Source organism: Yersinia sp. Marseille-Q3913, from assembly GCF_963892745.1.
Classification (GTDB): domain Bacteria; phylum Pseudomonadota; class Gammaproteobacteria; order Enterobacterales; family Enterobacteriaceae; genus Yersinia; species Yersinia bercovieri.
The window spans coordinates 52075-70329 of sequence record NZ_CAWQAF010000005.1 but is presented as its reverse complement, the minus strand read 5'-3'; the positions used below and the strand labels follow the sequence as shown (position 1 = coordinate 70329).

Here is an 18255-nt window from a genome sequence, read left to right as displayed (position 1 = left end):
ACAATACTCTATTGCTAATCGTTGTGCTATGGCTCACATAATCGCAGCTTCGCTCGGCTTAAGGATGCAATCAATCACACTATGCCGTTAGATAAATACTATGCCGTTAGATAATCAGAAGAATAATTGGCTCAACCGCGAAGCGCAGTTTGCTGCTTTTGTGAACGGGCCGTTATTGGATTTCTGGCAACAGCGAGATGAAGATGAGTTTATCGGCGTCGATAACATCCCCATCCGCTATGTCCGCTTTTGCGCGCCGCAACATACTCGCGTGGTGGTGGTGGTGCCTGGCCGCATTGAAAGCTACGTCAAATATCCTGAAGTCGCTTATGATCTGTTCCAGCAAGGCTATGATGTCATAGTGCTGGATCATCGTGGACAGGGGCGATCCGGGCGGATGCTTGCTGATCATCACCGCGGTCATGTGATCAAATTCGATGATTATATTGAGGATTTTGCGCAACTGGTGCAGCGCGAAATAACCAATAGCCATTATCAGCAGCGTTTTGCACTCGCTCACTCCATGGGGGGCGCGATTCTGACGCGTTTTCTGGCCCAAGAGCCGACCGCCTTTGATGCTGTGGCTTTATGCGCCCCAATGTTTGGCATCCACTTGCCGATGCCGGGCTGGCTGGCGCACCGGATTGTTGATTGGGCCGAGCGGCATCAGAAGCTGCGGGATTATTACGCGATTGGCACTGGGCAGTGGCGGCCACTGCCCTATTTGGTCAATATGCTGACCCACAGCCGCGAGCGGTATCGCCGCTATTTACGTCAATACGCCGACACCCCTGAAATTCGTGTCGGCGGGCCAACCTATCATTGGATCCGCGAAAGTCTGCTGGTGGGTGAACAAATTATCGCGCAAGCAGATAAAATTACCACACCGGTACTGTTGTTACAGGCCAGTGAGGATCGGGTGGTACATAACCCGGCCCATAACGCCTTTTCTCAGGCAATGACGCTGGCGGGGCACCCTTGCGAAGGGGGGCAGCCTAAGGTCATTCAAGGCGCACGCCATGAGATCCTGTTTGAGCGGGACACACTGCGTGCCGAGGCGCTAAGCGCCATATTGCGCTTTTTTGCGCAACATCAACCATCAGTCGGCCATGAAGGCCCCGACGCCACCAGAGGTTAGAACATACCGTTATGTATCATGTCGTTGCTTCCGATTTAGATGGCACGCTGCTATCACCAGATCACATTCTGACGCCTTATGCCAAAGAGACACTAAAGTTGCTGACTCAGCGTGATGTGCACTTTGTGTTCGCCACTGGCCGTCATCATATTGATGTGGCGCAAATCCGTGACAGCCTGGAGATCAGCGCCTTTATGATCACCTCCAACGGCGCTCGCGTACATAACACTGAGGGGGAGCTGATTTTCACCCATAACCTCGATGCGGATATTGCCCGTGATTTGTACAACATTGAACACCACAACCCCGATATTCTGACTAACGTCTATCTGAACGATGACTGGTACATGAACCGCGAAAGCCCGGCGCAGAAAGAGTTTTTCCGCGAATCGGTGTTCAACTATCAGGTATTTGAACCGGCATTGCTGCCGACCGAAGGGGTGTGCAAGGTTTACTTTACTTGCGAAGATCATGACAAATTATTGATTTTGGAAGAGGCCATCAACGCACGTTGGGGCGATCGCGTGAATGTCAGTTTCTCCTTTCCGACCTGTTTGGAAGTGATGGGCGGCGGTGTATCCAAAGGCCACGCCCTTGAGCAAGTTGCCAAAATCATCGGCTATTCACTTAAAGAGTGCATCGCGTTTGGCGATGGCATGAATGATTTGGAGATGCTCTCTATGTCGGGTAAAGGTTGCATCATGCAGGATGCCCACCAGCGCCTGAAAGATATGTTGCCGAATCTGGAAGTGATTGGTTCGAATGCTGATGATGCGGTGCCACACTATCTGCGCAAGATGTTTTTAGGCACAGATAAATAGAAGTTGCTTTTCCATCAGGCAAAAAAGTGGCGCGATAACGATAATCACGCCACTTTTTAACTTATTTTTTTAACTTCGTCTTTCAACTTTCGGGCTTTAACTTACTGATGCTGCCCCTGCTTTTGCAGGAACTGCACGCCCTTATCTGGGAAGTCGGTAAACACCCCATCAACCTGCGCCTGGTTGTAGATAATGTCGAACAGCTGATTGACGTCAGTGGCGTATTTAGGCAGTTTATCCGCACGGATAGTGAACGGATGAACCATCATGTTATTGGCATGGGCTTCCTTGACCATATCCGTCAACTTGATGTTATTCGGCGTGGAGCTTTCAACAACCAGCATATGGTAGTCAGGGCCGATGCCGTCAGCATACTGCGCCACTTGCTTCATTGCGCCTGGCTTGAACATCCAGTCGTAGCTGTAATTCACCCACTTGCCATCTGGCTTCTGCTCGTAGGTCTCATTCCAATCGGTATAGGCCACCAACTGAATCAGCTTCAGGTTCATGCCCATCTTCGGTTCCAGCTCATTTTTAATGCGCTTTAACTCATTCGCATCAAAGCATTGCAGATAAACCTTATCGGCTTTGTTGGTATAACCATACTGCTTCAACACTTCCAGCACCTTGGTGGAGATATCTTTACCCTCCTGCTTATGGAACCACGGCGCTTTGATTTCAGGATAAATGCCAATGTTCTTACCGGTCGAATGATTCAGCCCCTGAACAAATTCAATCTCTTCCTGGAAGGTGTGCACGCGGAAGTCAGATTTGCCCATCGGGAAACGGCCCGGATAGCTCTGCACTTTTTTACCATTCTTATCAATATCAAAACCTTCGGTAAATTTCAGTGACTTGATTTCCGGCAGTGTAAAATCAATGGCGTAATAACGGCCATCTTTGCGTGCGCGATCGGGGAAGCGATCGGCGACATCTGTCACCCGATCCAGATAATGGTCGTGCAGCACCACCAGCTCATTATCTTTGGTCATCACCAGATCTTGCTCAAGATAATCAGCGCCTTGCGCATAAGCCATAGCTTTAGCGGGCAGGGAGTGCTCAGGTAGATAGCCACTGGCACCGCGATGCGCGATAACAACTTTTTCTGCTGATTTATCTTTAGCTAATGGTTCCGCCGCTTGCGCCTGACCGGCTATTGAAGATGCCAGAATAATACTCGCCAACACGGTTTTGATGTGGGTTTGCATTGATAGTGCTCCATCTTGAAATCTATTGGGTATAGGTTCTAGGGGGTAAAAAAGGCCGTGACGCTATCCAATCCATAAATAACGACACAGCCTGTCATCAACTTAACTCGCTGAACTATCAGAACTTATAGGTCCTGCTTTCTCGCCAGCTCTTCGTGATGCTTTTTCTCGCTGAACATCACGACGATCAGTAATATTACGGCCAGAATACTGCCGCCAATCATGACCATAAAGCCGCCATCCCAACCGAAGTAGTCAACGGTGTAACCGACGATGGCACTCGCCGCAACCGAGCCACCTAGGTAACCGAACAGGCCGGTGAAGCCCGCCGCCGTCCCTGCCGCTTTTTTCGGTGCTAATTCAAGGGCATGTAAACCAATCAACATCACCGGGCCATAGATCAGGAAGCCGATGGTGATCATACAGGCCATATCGATACCCGGATTACCGACCGGGTTCAGCCAGTAAATGATGGTCGCGATAGTCACCAGCGTCATAAAGAACACGCCAGTTGCACCACGGTTGCCTTTAAACACTTTGTCGGACATCCAACCGCACAGCAGTGTCCCTGGAATACCAGCGTATTCATACAGGAAATATGCCCATGACGATTTATCCAGCGCGAAGTGCTTCACTTCTTTCAGGTAGGTAGGTGACCAGTCGAGGATGCCGTAACGCAGCAAATAGACAAAAACGTTAGCAATCGCGATGTACCACAACAGCTTGTTGGGCAAGATGTACTGCATGAAGATCTGCTTCGCTGTCAGCTCTTCTTCCGCTTCTTTACTGTAATCGTCCGGATAGTCGTTTTTGTACTCTTCAATCGGCGGTAAGCCCACAGATTGAGGGGTATCGCGCATCAGCCCAAAGACAATCAATGCCACCAAAATGGCACCGAACGCAGGCATATAGAGTGCTGCTTTCCAGTCGTTAAACCACGCCATCCCCAGCAGGAACAGCAATGGCGGCAAACCGCCACCCACGTTATGGGCGCAGTTCCAGACCGACACGATACTGCCGCGCTCTTTCTTCGACCACCAGTGCACCATGGTTCGGCCACACGGCGGCCAACCCATCCCCTGGAACCAGCCGCACAAGAACAGCAGCACAAACATCACGGCAATGCTGGAGGTCGCCCAAGGCACGAAGCCCATAAACAGCATCACGGCGGCGGAGAGAATCAAACCGGCGGAGAGGAATACCCGCGGATTCGAGCGGTCAGAGACCGACCCCATGATGAATTTTGAGAAACCGTAAGCAATGGAAATACCGGATAGTGCGAAACCAAGATCCCCGCGAGAGAACCCCTGTTCGATCAAATACGGCATAGCCAAAGTAAAGTTTTTACGCACGAGATAGTAGGCAGCATACCCAAAGAAAATGCCCATGAATATTTGCCAGCGTAAGCGGCGGTAAGTTGGATCGACCTGGTCTGTGGGAAGCCGTGCCACATGTGGCGCGGGCTTGAAAATACTCAACATGAGTGCCTCCGATGGCTTTTTGTTGTTTTTTACCCCGGTTTCTCTACCCGGTGGTTAAACGGCGTACATGCTCTCGTTTATGTTCTATAACGAACGCCATGCTAGATAAATTCGAGCTACTTATCTGTGAGTGATGGCGCATTTGTTACAGTTATATGAAAGCAGGGGCAATTTTGAGCGATTGGTTAACATTTTGAAACCAGTAATGAGAAATTACCTGTGACTTTGATCACAATCATGGTTTTAAAGCACCATAATAGTTTCGTTTTTAGTTCGTTTTTGTTCCTTATCAAACAATACCCATAAAGAGTGTGGCTCAATAGACGCATAATTAGCCGCCAGGCGGCTGTCTGATAATGCGGGGTCTTTCATGACGAACAGTTCTCCTTACACAGAAACGGATGTCATCATCATCGGTGGCGGCGCAACCGGCGCAGGGATCGCACGAGACTGCGCCCGCCGGGGTTTGGCTTGTACGTTGTTGGAGCGGCATGACATTGCCACCGGCGCAACGGGTCGCAACCACGGTTTACTACACAGTGGCGCACGTTATGCGGTGACTGATGGCGAGTCCGCCCGTGAATGTATTGAAGAAAACCGGATCCTAAAACGTATTGCTCGCCACTGTATTGAGCAAACAGATGGCCTGTTTATCACCCTGCCAGAAGACTCTCTGGAGTATCAGCAGCAATTTATCGCCCGCTGTCAGGAGGCGGGGATCGAAGCGCAAGCCATTGATCCCAAACAGGCCCTGCGGCTGGAACCGGCTGCTAATCCCGCATTGATTGCCGCTGTTCGCGTCCCAGATGGCACTGTTGATCCCTTCCGCTTAACCGCTGCCAATATGCTGGATGCTCGTGAGCACGGTGCGAATGTGCTGACTTATCATGAAGTTATCGGTCTTTTACGCCAGGGTGACCGTGTGAGCGGCGTGCGCGTTTTCGATCATAAAAATCATCGCCAATATGAGATCCATGCGCAGATTGTGGTAAATGCCGCTGGGATCTGGGGGCAGCACATTGCCGAATACGCGGATCTTCGTATTCGCATGTTTCCTGCCAAAGGCGCGCTACTGATCCTCGGCCATCGGATCAATAACATGGTGATCAACCGCTGCCGTAAACCGGCGGATGCGGATATTTTGGTCCCCGGCGACACCATCTCATTGATCGGCACCACCTCCACCCACATCGAATATGACCAAATAGACAATATGGTGGTCACCGCGCAAGAGGTGGACACCTTAATCCGCGAAGGGTCAAAACTCTCGCCACAACTGGCGCAAACCCGCATTCTACGGGCTTACGCGGGCGTCAGACCGCTGGTGGCCAGTGATGATGATCCGTCAGGGCGCAATGTCAGTCGTGGCATCGTGCTACTGGATCATGCCAGCCGTGATGGGCTGGAAGGCTTCATCACCATCACCGGCGGCAAACTGATGACCTACCGTCTGATGGCGGAGTGGGCCACCGATAAAGTGTGCGAAAAACTGGGTGTGACCGCGAGCTGCACCACCGCCCAAGAGCCGCTACCCGGCTCGCAACAATCGGCGGAACAGACCCTCAGCAAAGTGATTTCGCTGCCCGCCAGCATTCGCGGTTCTGCGGTTTATCGCCACGGCGACCGCGCGACACAGCTCCTGGCGGGGAATCGGCTCGACAACAGCCTGGTCTGCGAATGTGAAGCGGTCACGGCGGGTGAAGTGCGCTATGCCGTTGAGTCATTATCCGTGAACAACCTGCTGGATTTACGCCGCCGCACCCGCGTCGGCATGGGCACCTGTCAGGGCGAACTTTGCGCCTGTCGGGCCGCCGGTTTACTCAGCCGCTTTAAAGTGACGACTCCGCAACAATCCCGCGAACAGCTGGTGCAATTTCTCAATGAGCGCTGGAAAGGTGTGCGCCCAATAGCCTGGGGCGACGCGTTGCGGGAGAGTGAGTTTACTCATTGGGTCTATCAGGGATTGTGTGGTTTGGATGACACCCCGCCCGTGGCCCCTGTTCAGGAGAAACACGATGAAATTTGATGTCATTATCATCGGCGGTGGCCTGGCTGGCCTGGCTTGTGGGATACGGCTGGCTGAGCAAGGCAAATATTGTGCAATTGTCAGCGCGGGCCAAAATGCGCTGCACTTCTCCTCCGGCTCTTTGGATCTATTGGCAAAATTACCCGACGGGCGCGTGGTCAGCCAGCCGTTAACAGCAATTGATGCTTTGGCTGAATTGGCCCCTGAACACCCCTACAGCAAAATGCGCCAGGCCGGAGTAGTGGGCGAATTGAGTGAATTAGCGCCACAAGCCGAAGCCCTGTTACAGCGTTGTGGCCTGAAACTGGTGGGCAGTGCGGCCAAAAATCACCTGCGCTTGACGCCATTAGGTGGCTGCCGACCCACCTGGCTCAGCCCGGCGGATATTCCGGTTGCGCCACTGGAAGGCCCACTACCATGGCAAAACGTCGCGGTTATTGGCATTGAAGGCTTCCTCGATTTTCAGCCACAGATGGTCGCCAGCGCTTTGCAGGAGCAGGGTGTTGAAGCCACGGCGGATTATCTGCATTTGCCGGCACTCGACCGCTTGCGCGATAACCCCAGTGAATTCCGTGCGGTGAATATCGCCCGCCTGCTGGATCTACCGGAGAATCGGCAACCACTGGCAGATGAGCTAGCGCGCTTATCATCGGATGCGGAAATGATTTTACTGCCAGCCTGCATCGGGCTGGATGAGTCCGCTCCGCTGGAGGCGCTGCGCGCGGCAGTCGGCAAACCGATTCAGCTGCTACCGACACTGCCGCCTTCGTTACTCGGCATCCGCTTGCATCAGGCGCTGCGCCAGCGCTTCCAGCAGTTGGGCGGCATCACCATGCCCGGCGACGCGGTACTGCGCGCTGAATTGGTGGGTAACCGAATTACCGGACTGTATAGCCGCAACCATGGCGACATTCCGTTGCGCGCGGCCCAAATAGTGCTCGCCAGCGGTAGCTTCTTCAGCAATGGGCTGGTTGCCACCTTCGAGCATGTTTATGAGCCGATACTGGATCTGGATATCTTATCGCTGCCGAACCGGGCTGACTGGAGCCGCAGCAATATGTTTGCCCCGCAGCCTTACCTACAATTTGGTGCTAACACCGACAACCGGCTACGGGCGCTGCGTGGCGGTGTTGCACTGGATAATCTGCACGTGATCGGCGCGGTGTTGGGGGGATACGATCCGCTGCAACAGGGCTGTGGCGCGGGCGTATCACTGACCAGCGCCCTGTTCGTCGCTGAGCAGATTGTCAGCGCTATGGAGGTGACATTATGACCGGGTTGCCACAGAACAAAGAGAGCGGCACTTTTTCTCAGGATCTACCGCAGGATAAGCATTTGGCGCGAGATAACAGTTTTGAAAGTTGCATTAAATGCACGGTTTGCACCACCTATTGCCCAGTGGCGAAGGTCAACCCGCTCTATCCGGGGCCGAAGCAAGCCGGCCCGGATGGTGAGCGCCTGCGCCTGAAAGATCCGGCGCTGTATGACGATGCATTGAAATATTGCACCAACTGTAAACGCTGCGAGGTTGCCTGCCCGTCGGATGTCAAAATCGGTGACATCATCCAGCGCGCTAAAGCCAATTACAGTAGCCATAAACCGAAACTGCGCGACGCGATCCTCAGTCATACCGACATCATGGGTACACTCTCGACGCCATTCGCGCCGGTTATTAATGCGATCACGGGTTTGAAACCCGTGCGGACCTTGCTGGATAAAGCGCTGAAGATTGACCACCGCCGTGAATTGCCGAAATATTCGTTCGGCACCTTTCGCCGTTGGTATCACAAACAGGCCGAGAAACAGCAGCAATATGCGGAGCAGGTCGCGTTTTTCCACGGCTGTTTTGTTAACTACAACCACCCGCAGCTGGGGAAAGATTTAGTCAGCGTATTCAACGCGATGAACATTGGCGTGCAACTGCTTAAGCGGGAGAAGTGCTGCGGTGTACCGCTGATCGCTAATGGTTTTATTGAGCAGGCGAAAAAACAGGCGCGGGTCAATCTGGAATCACTGACTGACGCCGTGATTGGACGAGATATTCCGGTGGTCGCCACCTCCTCCAGCTGTACTTTTACGCTGCGCGATGAGTATCCGCATTTGTTGGATGTCGATACTGCGCCCGTGCGCGACAAGGTGGAATTGGCCACTCGCTACCTCTATCGCTTATTGGATCAGGGGCGTGAATTGCCGCTGAAAGCTCTTTTTTCCTCAAAAAACAAGCCACTGCGCATCGCCTACCACACGCCATGTCACATGGAGAAAATGGGCTGGACCGCCTATACCCTGGCTTTATTGCAGCGCATTCCCAATATTGAGCTGGTGGTGCTAGATTCTCAGTGTTGCGGCATCGCCGGGACCTATGGTTTTAAATCAGAGAATTACGCCACAGCGCAAGGGATAGGAGCATCGCTATTCCAGCAAATTGAGGAGAGCGGTGTCGATCTGGTGATCACCGACTGCGAAACCTGCAAATGGCAGATTGAGATGTCGACGAGCAAGAAGTGTGAGCATCCAATTACGTTGCTGGCGCAAGCTTTAGTCTAGGGCTATGGGGACAGAGCGCGATTGACTGCGCTCTGTTGAGGAGGGCTATTTCAGTTTCAAGGTGCTGATGATGGACTCTGCTTCAGCTTGTGCTTGCTGCTGATTTTCAGCTGGCAGGGTAATTTGCAGTGTCATCAAATGGTTATCGACTCTCCCCATCAATACGGATGAGTAGGCTTTCTGGCCGCCACTGGTAATAATGCTGTCCAACTGCTGGAAAGGTTGCCCGTCGATTTTAATCGCTTTATTCGTCACCACTTGCAAATTAGCATCGCGCGCACGCTGTTGATTGGCTAAACGGCCAGTCAGCACCTCCAGCGCTTCACTAGTGTTATCGCCTAAAATCACGATCACGGCTTTATCGCCGGTTTTATTGGCGAAAACAGACATATTATTGGCTTGATTGCCCATTTTTCCGCTTTGGTCCGATAAATCTGCGGGCAAACTCAACGCGACTTTGCCTTCCAGCAGGCTGACCGCCTGACCCACATTTTTATCGTTGCCGCTATCACAGGCGCTGAGTCCTACAACCAGCAGGCCGACGGCGAGAAACTTGGTAATTTTATGCATGGGAGTTCCTTATTAATGCTGAGCGCGTGTCAAATACGATGACTCACCGTCACCGATAACTAATCAGTTATTAATGATCAATCACTCTATCGCACCTTATTCAGTCGCTAAAAGCAACCTATTGTTCTGCGGGCAACCAAGAGGTGGCGGTTTTAGGAGAAATCCATAAGCGGTTGTTGGTCAGCGAGGGGCAACCACAGGGGTGTGGCTGCCTGAATAGCCATTAATGTGTCGCAGAACTGACAGTCGCCAATGCTTGCTGGTTGGTCTTACGGGCAAAATATTTCAGCAATACATTGAGCATCACGCCATAAGCCGGCAGGAAGAACAACATGCAGATCAGCAACTTAAAGCTGTAATCTACCAGGGCGATCTCCACCCAGTTTGCCGCCATAAACGGATCAGAACTGCGGTAGAACGCAATAAAGAAGAACGCCATAGTATCGCTGATGTTACCGAAGAACATCGCTGCCGTCGGGGCAACCCACCAGGCACTGCGCTGACGCAGGCGGTTAAACACCTGAACATCGAGAATTTGCCCAAGCACATAGGCCATAAAACTAGCGGCTGCGATACGCGCCACGAGCAGATTAAAGCTGGTTAACGCCGGGAGCCCTTGCCAGCTTCCCTGATAAAACAGGGTTGAAATCAGGTATGAAATCAGCAGCGCAGGTACCATCACTGACAGAATAATCCGGCGCGCCAAAGGAGCACCAAAAATCCGCACAGTCAGGTCGGTGGCTAAGAAGATAAACGGAAAGGTAAAGGCCCCCCAGGTGGTGTGAAAACCGAAGATAGCGATCGGCAATTGCACCAGATAGTTACTGGAGGTAATGATGACGATATGGAATAGCGATAGCCATACCAAAGCGGTCATCCGCTGTTGGGGAGTAAACGAAAACATAAATGTGACCTTTTTGGTTATTGGGGTGAGGGAACCCAAACAAAATGTACCGTAATTTTACGGCGCGGCGGCATGATACCCGTTTGCGCAACGAATGCAATGGTTAATTTTAACGCAAACGTTAGCACTACTTGCACCTAAAAATCGGCGGGGTAAACTAGGCGTCTTTGTAAACTATGCAACTTCGTAAACGAACGCCACTTCGTAAACGAATGCGGCTTCGTCAGCCAGCTTATAAATTCCGATACTTTTGCGCAACTGCGTACTGACCCACAAGAGAGCCGTCATGACCGATATTTTTGCTAATCCAGATAAAACACTTGATGCATTGGGCCTGCGCTGCCCAGAGCCGGTGATGATGGTACGTAAAAAGGTCCGCCATATGGAAGATGGCCAAACACTGCTGATCATTGCTGACGATCCGGCCACCACCCGTGATATCCCCGGCTTTTGCCGCTTTATGGATCACCAGTTGTTGGCCCAAGATACCCAACAGACACCCTATCGGTATCTGGTGAAGAAAGGGGCAAAGGTGGAGTAATTTGCCCCTTTCGTCTTAGCTCTTAAACATCTTTTTTTCGCAATAACCGCAACGCGTTAGCCGTCACCAATGCGGTGGCACCTGAATCTGCTAATACCGCCAGCCACAAGCCGGTTAAGCCCAGCAGCGTGGTCACCAGAAAGATCCCTTTCAACCCTAATGAGATAGTAATATTCTGGCGGATATTGGCATTTGCCGCCCGCGATAACAGAATGATCTCTGCCAGGCCGGTCAATCGGTTATGGGTGAGTGCGGCATCGGCGGTTTCCAACGCCACATCAGTGCCACTGCCCATCGCAATACCAATACTGGCCGCTTTCATCGCTGGCGCATCATTGATGCCATCCCCGACCATCACTGTCGGGCGAGCTTGATTCAACGCCATCACCGCCTGCACTTTATCTGCAGGCAACAACCCGGCACGGTAATCAATTCCCAACTCACTGGCAATTGCCGCTGCCGCCCGTGGGTTATCGCCAGTCAGCATCACACCTTGGATGCCCAGTTTTTTCAGTGAATCAATGGCTTGCTTAGCATCAGTACGTAGTGTGTCACGTAACGCCAATAAGCCAATAAACTTCTCATCCTCCAGTACGGCGACGGCAGTTTTACCGCTACTCTCCAACTGATCGAGCTGCGTTTGCCACTCAGCAGTCAATAACCCCGCAGGCAATTTACCGGGCGCACTGACTAGCACCGCTAATCCATTCACTCTGCCCTCAACGCCGATACCTGCCAGCGCGCGCCGCCCTTCGGCCAGCGGTAGCAGTGGGGTATTCTGTTGTGCTCGCTGCATAATCGCCACAGCCAGCGGATGGTGTGATCCGGCTTCGACCGCTGCTGCCAGGGCCAGCAGGCGGGTTTCACTTACGCCATTGACTGGCAGAATATCGGTGACTTTCGGTTTACCCTCCGTCAGTGTACCGGTCTTGTCGAAAGCCACGGTTTGAATGCGCCCAAGCTGTTCCAGCGCCGCACCGCCTTTGATCAGTGCGCCGCGCCGTGTTGCCGCTGCCAGCGCCGAGGTAATGGCCGCTGGAGTCGAAATAACCAGCGCGCACGGACAACCAATCAGCAGCAACGTCAAGCCACGGTAAATCCAACTCTCCCAAGGCTCGGCGAAAGCCAATGGCGGCACCAACATCACTAGCACCGAGAGCAACATAATCGCAGGGGTATAAATACGGCTGAAACGGTCAATAAAGCGTTCAATGGGCGCGCGACGTTCTTCTGCTAATTCAATAAGTTGCAGGATTCTGTCAATGGCGTTATTACCCGGTTCTGAAATCACTCGCATCTCGGTGGCGCGGTCGACGGATAAGCACCCCGCCGCGACTTTTTCGCCTTGCTGCCGCTCAACAGGGATTGACTCCCCAGTAAGGGCACTCTCATCAAAGCTGGCGAACGGGGTCATTAATTCGGCATCTGCGGGTAGGCGGCCTCCCGGTGCAATCTCGATGATATCGCCGGGACGCAAACTAGCGACTGGAACTGAGATACGCTCGCCATTTTTCAATAGCAGTGCCTCTTCTGGCACCAGCGCCATTAGCGCTTTTACCCCACGGCGGGCGCGGTTTGCGGCATAGGATTCCAGCAACTCGCCGATCATAAACAGCAACAATACCATCGCTGCTTCAGCGGTTGCGCCAATAAACATCGCCCCGATTGCAGCGACACTCATCAAGGTCTCAATGGCAAAAGGTGTGCCTGAGCGGATGAGCTTCCAGGCTTTGGTTGTCACGGGGATCAGCCCGACAATGGTTGTCGCGGCGAAGGCGAACTCAGCCAACTCGGTGCTGAATAAAGAGATCCCCCAACTGATCAACATCAATAGGGTTAATAGTGCTATTGGCAGGTATTCACGAAGGCGCGATTCGGGTGCTTCGACCTGATTTTCAGCAGATAATTGGGTATCTATCAGAATGAATCCTGCCTGCCTGACCGCCTGCTGGACTTGCAGACGAATATCCGTGCTAGCATCCACCACCAGTTTTTCCGTGGCAAAGAGCACTTTTGCATTTTCAATTTCAACCTGATTACTGACGGCATTCTCAATTTTTCGAGCGCAGCTTGGGCAGTCCATCCCTTTGATTTGCCAGCTAAAGCGCTGACTCCCCGCAGGCATCGCTGCCGCAAGTATGTCGCTTTCGTCATCACCTTCATCTGTATGGCTCTGACTACAGCAATCTCCATCCTTATGTGAGTGCTCACTCACTGACTTTTCGCTGTCATTGCTGGTGTTGGTTGCGTGCTGACTGCTGCAACCGGCCTGTTTTTTTGCATGAGTATGACCACAGCCACAGCTGCCCGGTGTCTCAGTTGAGTGCTTATGTTCAGAATGTGAATGCATGGTAGTGACCCCTTAGCAGGATTTGGCAGATATGACGGCACTCTACACCTTGGAGTCAACTCCAGAGTCAAGAGGGTAAATGAGAATAATTGCTAAAAAGGTTTTTTGATATCAGAAAGGGCACGACTAAGGAGAACGCATCCCGCGCCTAAGGTTTTAGCTCCCTCCCTGGAGTCATGAGTCACATCAATCAGCTAAATCATGTGTTGCTGCACTCACTTATTTACTTAATTACAAATAGAGCGACCTGACAATCAGGAAGTGCCCGACAAAATAGCATCCCGCGACGATGGCATCTGAAGCACGGAAAGAGAAACGATAGCGGTTAAGCAGCCAAATACTGTGTGAAATCAGCAACAAAACTGTCCCTGCTAACAATGAGAAGCTCAGGTCTGTGCTGCGGGCAAAGTATTGTTCACCAGCCATCCAAACCATAAATAAAGTCATGCCGACGAACGCGACAACTGGCCAGCGCATCTCGTCCAACTTGGTCCAGATAGTGGCTAACAGCAACACGCCGACAATGATCAAAACTAAAGGAAGCGGCCAGAACAATGTGAAAGTCATCTGGCTAGCAAAGCTGACGGTATACAGCAGATGAGAGAGGAAAAATGCCCCTAGCGCATAAAGTAAGCGCTCACTGGGTAGCAACAATAAGGCATCGGCAGCCAGGGTCGCCAGTAAGCCTAATACGATCAGATACCCCATAGGGCCAAGAATTGGCGCTTGCCAGGCAAGTAAGAGTAACAGCAGCAGAGTGACGGGTTTGAATACCCAACGCTGCCAGCGTGGGCCACGATAAGTAGCATCGACAAACAACCAACCAGAAAAGAATACGGCAAGGAATGGCCAGCTCATTATTTATCCTTTTTTCTATGCAGGTTTCAGCGAAATACCTGGGTTGTAATAAAAAAACGCAACACCAATAACTTTGGGTATATACCTGAATAAGTGTAAAGGATGGAAGAGCAGAGTGATAGCGACGCGAGAGTGATTTGGATGTTTTATGACACTTAATGCGCGGCAGTGCGCATAATCTGATTTAGTCGCAGAATCAACCAGCGCAGCTCTTGGTCTTGTTTGACCCACATGTTATGTTAACGCCGATTTCCTTTTGCTAAACCAAGGGATAGAGGCAGATAACGCCATGACTAATGAACAGTTACTTTATCGTATTCAGTTTATAAATAACGGTAAGAATTATCAGCTCTATGTCCGCGAGGTAGGGCCTAGTAACCTCTTTGGATTTATTGAAATTGCTGATTTTGTCTTCGATAGCCAATCGACATTGCTGGTCGACCCCTCAACGGAAAAACTGAAGACCGAATTTTCAGGTGTTAACCGCAGCTATATTCCCCTGCATTCGGTTATTCGCATTGATGCCGTGACGGAGAAGGGCAGTGCCCGGATCTCTGAATTGGACAGTAACGTGATGAGTTTTCCTTATTTACCGGGCAACAAGCCTTAAAACTGGGTCATAAAGCTAAACCGGGTCATAAATCTAACTACCGCTATTGGGTGCGATTTTAAGGTCATACCTTATGAGTAAACCGCCGTTATTATTGATTGCCGTGGTGGTATTGATTGCAGTACTGGCGACTCGTCAGTACTGGCAGAAAAAACGGCAGGATGTAGAAAACGACCGCGCGCCTGTGCGCAGTTTGCAAGTTGAAGTTGCTGAAAAGCGGGAGGTATTGGCCCCTAATCGCCGCTCGCGTCAGCGCGAAGAGATTGTCGCCGAAGAGAAGCGCTATGAAGTATATTTCCAACCACTTTTCAGTGGGATAGAAGTGAGAGGCGACGGTAAAATCAAAATGATATTACCACAGCAGGAATATAACCGCATAGAGCAAGGCGCACAGGGAACATTGCGTTTACGAGGCACCCGCTATATTGGTTTTACCCCAAATTCGGCTGCCAAATAAGCCGTTGCCGCCATAACCGTTTAGAAATGGCAGCTTAGGCATTAGCCTCGCGGCAGAAGCCCTATTTTTTAGGCAGTGGTGGTTGTTTCTTTTGCCAAGCCAGTAATTCAAACACCCCAAAGACAAAAATCTTAAATTGTTGTAAGCCACTGATCGGTTGATCTTTTGGTTGAGTGGATTTGAGCAAGACCAGTTGCAGACCATGCATCAAAACCATAAATATCATGGCAACATTAATAAAATATTTTAAGGGGGTAGGGAATGGCTGAAACAGATTCAGCAGCAAGAAGAACCACACTCCTAACATCAATAATCGGCCGAGATTAATCCACATGGTGTCGCTCCTGTTCTTCAACTGATTCACCATCTTGGTGAGCCATTTTACGGCGGATATAGAGGCGATAGGCTACCTGCCCGGCAACCTTCTCACGATGTAACTGCCAACTGGCAGGGAGGTCGGTGGTGGCACTCTCGGCCTCGGTTTCGACATAAATCCAAGCATCGGCCGTCAGCCAGTTAAATTGCTCCAGTAAATTGATGGTTTCAGCTAACAAACCTTTACGAAACGGAGGATCGAGGAATACCAGATCAAAGGGCTGCCCCGGTTGAGCTAACCACTGTAAAGAGTTGGTATTCACAACTTGACCATTTTTGGCGCTCAAGAGCGTCAAATTATTGCTCAGTTGTTTAGCGACATGCCGATCGGCTTCCAGCAATACGGCTTCGCCAGCGTGACGGGATAGTGCTTCCAGCCCTAAGGCACCGCTACCTGCAAAGCAATCCAGGCAGCGAACGCCCTGAATCATGGGGGTCAGCCAGTTAAACAGTGTCTCCCTGACCCGATCCGTTGTCGGGCGCAGTCCAGGGCTATTTGGCACCGGTAATTTACGCCCTCGCCATTTGCCACCAATAATCCGGATCTGCCCTGCACAGTGTTGTGGTGCTTGTTTTTCTTTTGCTATCGGTCGCTTTGCCATAGATCGCTTTGCTTGAAAATAGGCCAGTATTGCAGCACTGAATAAAAGAGTTAGCGTCTATTCTACCTATAGGTCCCCCGAGGGGGAAACGTTAAACTTTTGTTGATTGAATTCACACTAGAAAGCAGCATCGTGCGCGTGTTGCTGCTCAGGGGAAAGTGATAGACTTGCGAACTATTATCTTATTTATGCAAACCCAAAGTAATTAGAGTCCAAAATGGCAAAAGAAAAAAAACGTGGATTTTTTTCCTGGCTGGGTCTTGGCCGTCAGAGTGAAGAACAAATAGCAGAGCCATTGGCTACTGAGAAAGAAGGTATTGCTGAGCAAGCTGAAGAGCAAGTTAGCAGCGAAAAACAGGCTGAAGTTGCATCTGAAGTGATATCTGAAAGCCCGTCTGCCGATGCCGATGGGCATCAACAACCGGCTGAACACTCTGCGGTAACACCAGGTGAGTGGGATAGTGCTGCTATCAGTGAAGTTGCGGCTGAAATTCTGCCAGAGGTAGATGCTGAACCTACCGCTCAGGTCGTCGACGAACCGATCAATTTATCTTCAGAACCCGAGTATTTACAACATCATTTCTCTCAATCTCAAAGTGATGATAACAGTGCTGATGAATGGGATGAAGGTACTGTCAGTGCGCCAGAACTGCCGATAACGGAAGCGAGTATTGCTATCGAGACACCGGCACCACAAGCCATTGTGGAAGAGCCGTTGATCGAGGTTCTCGAACAAACGGTGGTTGTTGCCGAAGATGCTGCCGTTGACGATGAAATTGAACCGGAAGAAGAGCTTGAAGAGGTCACTGTTCCAGTCGCGGCGCAGGAACAAGAGCGACCAACCAAAGAGGGCTTCTTCGCGCGGTTAAAGCGCAGCTTACTCAAAACCAAGCAGAACCTAGGCTCTGGTTTTATGGGGCTGTTCAGCGGTAAAAAAATCGACGACGATCTGTTTGAAGAGTTGGAAGAACAGCTCCTGATCGCCGACGTTGGTGTTGAAACCACCCGCAAAATCATCACCTCATTGACCGAACATGCTAGCCGTAAGCAGCTAAAAGATGCTGAAGCGTTATATGGCAAACTCAAAGAGGAGATGTCCGAAATTTTGTCTACAGTAGACAAACCACTGGATGTTAGTGGTAAAAATCCATTTGTTATTTTAATGGTTGGCGTTAATGGCGTGGGCAAAACGACCACCATCGGTAAACTGGCGCGTCAATTCCAGGCTGAAGGTAAATCCGTTATGCTGGCTGCGGGGGATACTTTCCGCGCTGCTGCGGTAGAACAACTGCAAGTTTGGGGTGAACGCAACAAAATTGCCGTGGTGGCTCAACATACCGGTGCGGACTCCGCCTCGGTGATTTTCGATGCCATTCAGGCGGCTAAAGCCCGTGGTATTGATGTGTTGCTGGCCGACACTGCTGGGCGTTTGCAAAACAAAGCCCACCTGATGGAGGAGCTGAAGAAGATTGTCCGGGTGATGAAAAAACTGGACGGCGATGCCCCTCATGAGGTTATGCTGACGTTAGATGCCAGTACCGGACAAAATGCGGTGAGTCAGGCGAAACTCTTTAATGAAGCAGTGGGTCTGACTGGGATTGCCCTGACTAAACTGGATGGTACCGCCAAAGGCGGGGTGATTTTCGCCATCGCAGATCAGTTCGGTATCCCAATCCGTTATATCGGTGTTGGGGAAGGCATAGAAGATTTACGGCCATTCAAGGCTGACGATTTTATTGAGGCTCTTTTTGCCCGAGAGGATTAATA

At 51.2% G+C, this 18255-nt stretch carries 18 protein-coding genes; 9 read left to right on the top strand and 9 right to left on the bottom strand.

The window, feature by feature from the left end; translation table 11 throughout:
• Positions 1-100: 100 nt before the first annotated feature.
• Both pldB and yigL read left to right on the top strand, forming a co-directional pair.
• Positions 101-1138, top strand: a complete 1038-nt coding sequence (pldB, locus tag AACW11_RS02780) for a lysophospholipase L2 (RefSeq protein ID WP_212585863.1) — start codon at positions 101-103, stop codon at positions 1136-1138.
• An 11-nt stretch (positions 1139-1149) separates the two neighbouring features.
• The gene (gene yigL / locus AACW11_RS02775) at positions 1150-1959 is read left to right on the top strand and encodes a sugar/pyridoxal phosphate phosphatase YigL (protein ID WP_212585862.1); all 810 of its coding nucleotides are present in this window, start codon (positions 1150-1152) and stop codon (positions 1957-1959) included.
• Positions 1960-2060: 101 nt separating this feature from the next.
• Here yigL and glpQ read toward each other — a convergent pair whose 3' ends face one another.
• From glpQ to AACW11_RS02760, 3 genes are all read right to left on the bottom strand, one after another.
• Entirely contained in the window at positions 2061-3167 is a 1107-nt protein-coding gene (gene glpQ / locus AACW11_RS02770) for a glycerophosphodiester phosphodiesterase (RefSeq protein ID WP_212585861.1), read from the bottom strand.
• Positions 3168-3292: 125 nt separating this feature from the next.
• Positions 3293-4648 (bottom strand): glycerol-3-phosphate transporter, encoded by a 1356-nt coding sequence (gene glpT / locus AACW11_RS02765; RefSeq protein WP_048618858.1) that lies wholly within the window; start codon positions 4646-4648, stop codon positions 3293-3295.
• A gap of 243 nt (positions 4649-4891) precedes the next feature.
• Entirely contained in the window at positions 4892-5020 is a 129-nt protein-coding gene (locus AACW11_RS02760; protein WP_258953875.1) for a hypothetical protein, read from the bottom strand.
• Here AACW11_RS02760 and glpA point away from each other — a divergent pair.
• From glpA to glpC, 3 genes are read left to right on the top strand one after another with little or no spacing between them, the layout of a single operon-like run.
• Positions 5019-6674, top strand: a complete 1656-nt coding sequence (gene glpA, locus AACW11_RS02755; RefSeq protein WP_212585860.1) for an anaerobic glycerol-3-phosphate dehydrogenase subunit A — start codon at positions 5019-5021, stop codon at positions 6672-6674. The two genes, AACW11_RS02760 and glpA, sit on opposite strands and share 2 nt — an antisense overlap.
• Positions 6664-7947 (top strand): glycerol-3-phosphate dehydrogenase subunit GlpB, encoded by a 1284-nt coding sequence (gene glpB, locus AACW11_RS02750; RefSeq protein WP_212585859.1) that lies wholly within the window; start codon positions 6664-6666, stop codon positions 7945-7947. The genes glpA and glpB overlap by 11 nt, the downstream gene beginning before the upstream one ends.
• On the top strand, positions 7944-9221 hold the full coding sequence (glpC, locus tag AACW11_RS02745; protein ID WP_212585858.1) for an anaerobic glycerol-3-phosphate dehydrogenase subunit GlpC: 1278 nt from the start codon (positions 7944-7946) through the stop codon (positions 9219-9221). Before glpB ends, glpC begins: the two co-directional genes overlap by 4 nt.
• 45 nt (positions 9222-9266) lie before the next feature.
• Here the strand turns inward: glpC and AACW11_RS02740 are convergent, their stop codons facing one another.
• Positions 9267-9791 carry a DcrB family lipoprotein gene (locus tag AACW11_RS02740; protein WP_212585857.1) on the bottom strand — a complete coding sequence of 175 codons (525 nt, stop codon included), beginning with the start codon at positions 9789-9791 and terminating at the stop codon, positions 9267-9269.
• A 223-nt stretch (positions 9792-10014) separates the two neighbouring features.
• Positions 10015-10695, bottom strand: coding sequence for a 7-cyano-7-deazaguanine/7-aminomethyl-7-deazaguanine transporter (locus AACW11_RS02735; RefSeq protein ID WP_212585856.1), 681 nt, complete (start codon positions 10693-10695; stop codon positions 10015-10017).
• Between the two features lie 286 nt (positions 10696-10981).
• On the opposite strand from AACW11_RS02735, the gene tusA reads away from it, so the two are divergent.
• Entirely contained in the window at positions 10982-11236 is a 255-nt protein-coding gene (tusA, locus tag AACW11_RS02730; RefSeq protein WP_212585855.1) for a sulfurtransferase TusA, read from the top strand.
• A gap of 22 nt (positions 11237-11258) precedes the next feature.
• Here the strand turns inward: tusA and AACW11_RS02725 are convergent, their stop codons facing one another.
• Positions 11259-13586, bottom strand: a complete 2328-nt coding sequence (locus AACW11_RS02725) for a zinc/cadmium/mercury/lead-transporting ATPase (RefSeq protein WP_212585854.1) — start codon at positions 13584-13586, stop codon at positions 11259-11261.
• A 231-nt stretch (positions 13587-13817) separates the two neighbouring features.
• Positions 13818-14444, bottom strand: coding sequence for a lysoplasmalogenase (locus AACW11_RS02720; RefSeq protein WP_212585853.1), 627 nt, complete (start codon positions 14442-14444; stop codon positions 13818-13820).
• A gap of 289 nt (positions 14445-14733) precedes the next feature.
• On the opposite strand from AACW11_RS02720, the gene AACW11_RS02715 reads away from it, so the two are divergent.
• On the top strand, positions 14734-15054 hold the full coding sequence (locus AACW11_RS02715; RefSeq protein WP_212585852.1) for a DUF1820 family protein: 321 nt from the start codon (positions 14734-14736) through the stop codon (positions 15052-15054).
• Positions 15055-15127: 73 nt separating this feature from the next.
• Positions 15128-15511 (top strand): DUF2500 domain-containing protein, encoded by a 384-nt coding sequence (locus AACW11_RS02710; RefSeq protein ID WP_212585851.1) that lies wholly within the window; start codon positions 15128-15130, stop codon positions 15509-15511.
• A gap of 61 nt (positions 15512-15572) precedes the next feature.
• Here the strand turns inward: AACW11_RS02710 and AACW11_RS02705 are convergent, their stop codons facing one another.
• Positions 15573-15845, bottom strand: a complete 273-nt coding sequence (locus tag AACW11_RS02705; RefSeq protein WP_212585850.1) for a DUF1145 family protein — start codon at positions 15843-15845, stop codon at positions 15573-15575.
• Positions 15835-16488, bottom strand: coding sequence for a 16S rRNA (guanine(966)-N(2))-methyltransferase (gene rsmD / locus AACW11_RS02700; protein WP_212585849.1), 654 nt, complete (start codon positions 16486-16488; stop codon positions 15835-15837). The genes AACW11_RS02705 and rsmD overlap by 11 nt, the downstream gene beginning before the upstream one ends.
• Before the next feature lie 217 nt (positions 16489-16705).
• Here rsmD and ftsY point away from each other — a divergent pair, with 217 nt between their 5' ends.
• Complete coding sequence (gene ftsY / locus AACW11_RS02695) at positions 16706-18253, top strand: signal recognition particle-docking protein FtsY (protein WP_212585848.1); 1548 nt, start codon at positions 16706-16708, stop codon at positions 18251-18253.
• Positions 18254-18255: the final 2 nt, after the last annotated feature.

What these genes read in the sequence shown, in the direction of transcription:
- AACW11_RS02705 (WP_212585850.1), bottom strand. Translation starts at nt 15,845, where the DNA reads ATGTGGATTAATCTCGGCCGATTATTGATGTTAGGAGTGTGGTTCTTC.
- AACW11_RS02735 (WP_212585856.1), bottom strand. Translation starts at nt 10,695, where the DNA reads ATGTTTTCGTTTACTCCCCAACAGCGGATGACCGCTTTGGTATGGCTA.
- pldB (WP_212585863.1), top strand. Translation starts at nt 101, where the DNA reads ATGCCGTTAGATAATCAGAAGAATAATTGGCTCAACCGCGAAGCGCAG.
- ftsY (WP_212585848.1), top strand. Translation starts at nt 16,706, where the DNA reads ATGGCAAAAGAAAAAAAACGTGGATTTTTTTCCTGGCTGGGTCTTGGC.
- AACW11_RS02715 (WP_212585852.1), top strand. Translation starts at nt 14,734, where the DNA reads ATGACTAATGAACAGTTACTTTATCGTATTCAGTTTATAAATAACGGT.
- glpC (WP_212585858.1), top strand. Translation starts at nt 7,944, where the DNA reads ATGACCGGGTTGCCACAGAACAAAGAGAGCGGCACTTTTTCTCAGGAT.
- AACW11_RS02740 (WP_212585857.1), bottom strand. Translation starts at nt 9,791, where the DNA reads ATGCATAAAATTACCAAGTTTCTCGCCGTCGGCCTGCTGGTTGTAGGA.
- rsmD (WP_212585849.1), bottom strand. Translation starts at nt 16,488, where the DNA reads ATGGCAAAGCGACCGATAGCAAAAGAAAAACAAGCACCACAACACTGT.
- glpQ (WP_212585861.1), bottom strand. Translation starts at nt 3,167, where the DNA reads ATGCAAACCCACATCAAAACCGTGTTGGCGAGTATTATTCTGGCATCT.
- glpB (WP_212585859.1), top strand. Translation starts at nt 6,664, where the DNA reads ATGAAATTTGATGTCATTATCATCGGCGGTGGCCTGGCTGGCCTGGCT.
- AACW11_RS02760 (WP_258953875.1), bottom strand. Translation starts at nt 5,020, where the DNA reads ATGAAAGACCCCGCATTATCAGACAGCCGCCTGGCGGCTAATTATGCG.
- glpT (WP_048618858.1), bottom strand. Translation starts at nt 4,648, where the DNA reads ATGTTGAGTATTTTCAAGCCCGCGCCACATGTGGCACGGCTTCCCACA.
- AACW11_RS02720 (WP_212585853.1), bottom strand. Translation starts at nt 14,444, where the DNA reads ATGAGCTGGCCATTCCTTGCCGTATTCTTTTCTGGTTGGTTGTTTGTC.
- tusA (WP_212585855.1), top strand. Translation starts at nt 10,982, where the DNA reads ATGACCGATATTTTTGCTAATCCAGATAAAACACTTGATGCATTGGGC.
- AACW11_RS02710 (WP_212585851.1), top strand. Translation starts at nt 15,128, where the DNA reads ATGAGTAAACCGCCGTTATTATTGATTGCCGTGGTGGTATTGATTGCA.
- AACW11_RS02725 (WP_212585854.1), bottom strand. Translation starts at nt 13,586, where the DNA reads ATGCATTCACATTCTGAACATAAGCACTCAACTGAGACACCGGGCAGC.
- glpA (WP_212585860.1), top strand. Translation starts at nt 5,019, where the DNA reads ATGACGAACAGTTCTCCTTACACAGAAACGGATGTCATCATCATCGGT.
- yigL (WP_212585862.1), top strand. Translation starts at nt 1,150, where the DNA reads ATGTATCATGTCGTTGCTTCCGATTTAGATGGCACGCTGCTATCACCA.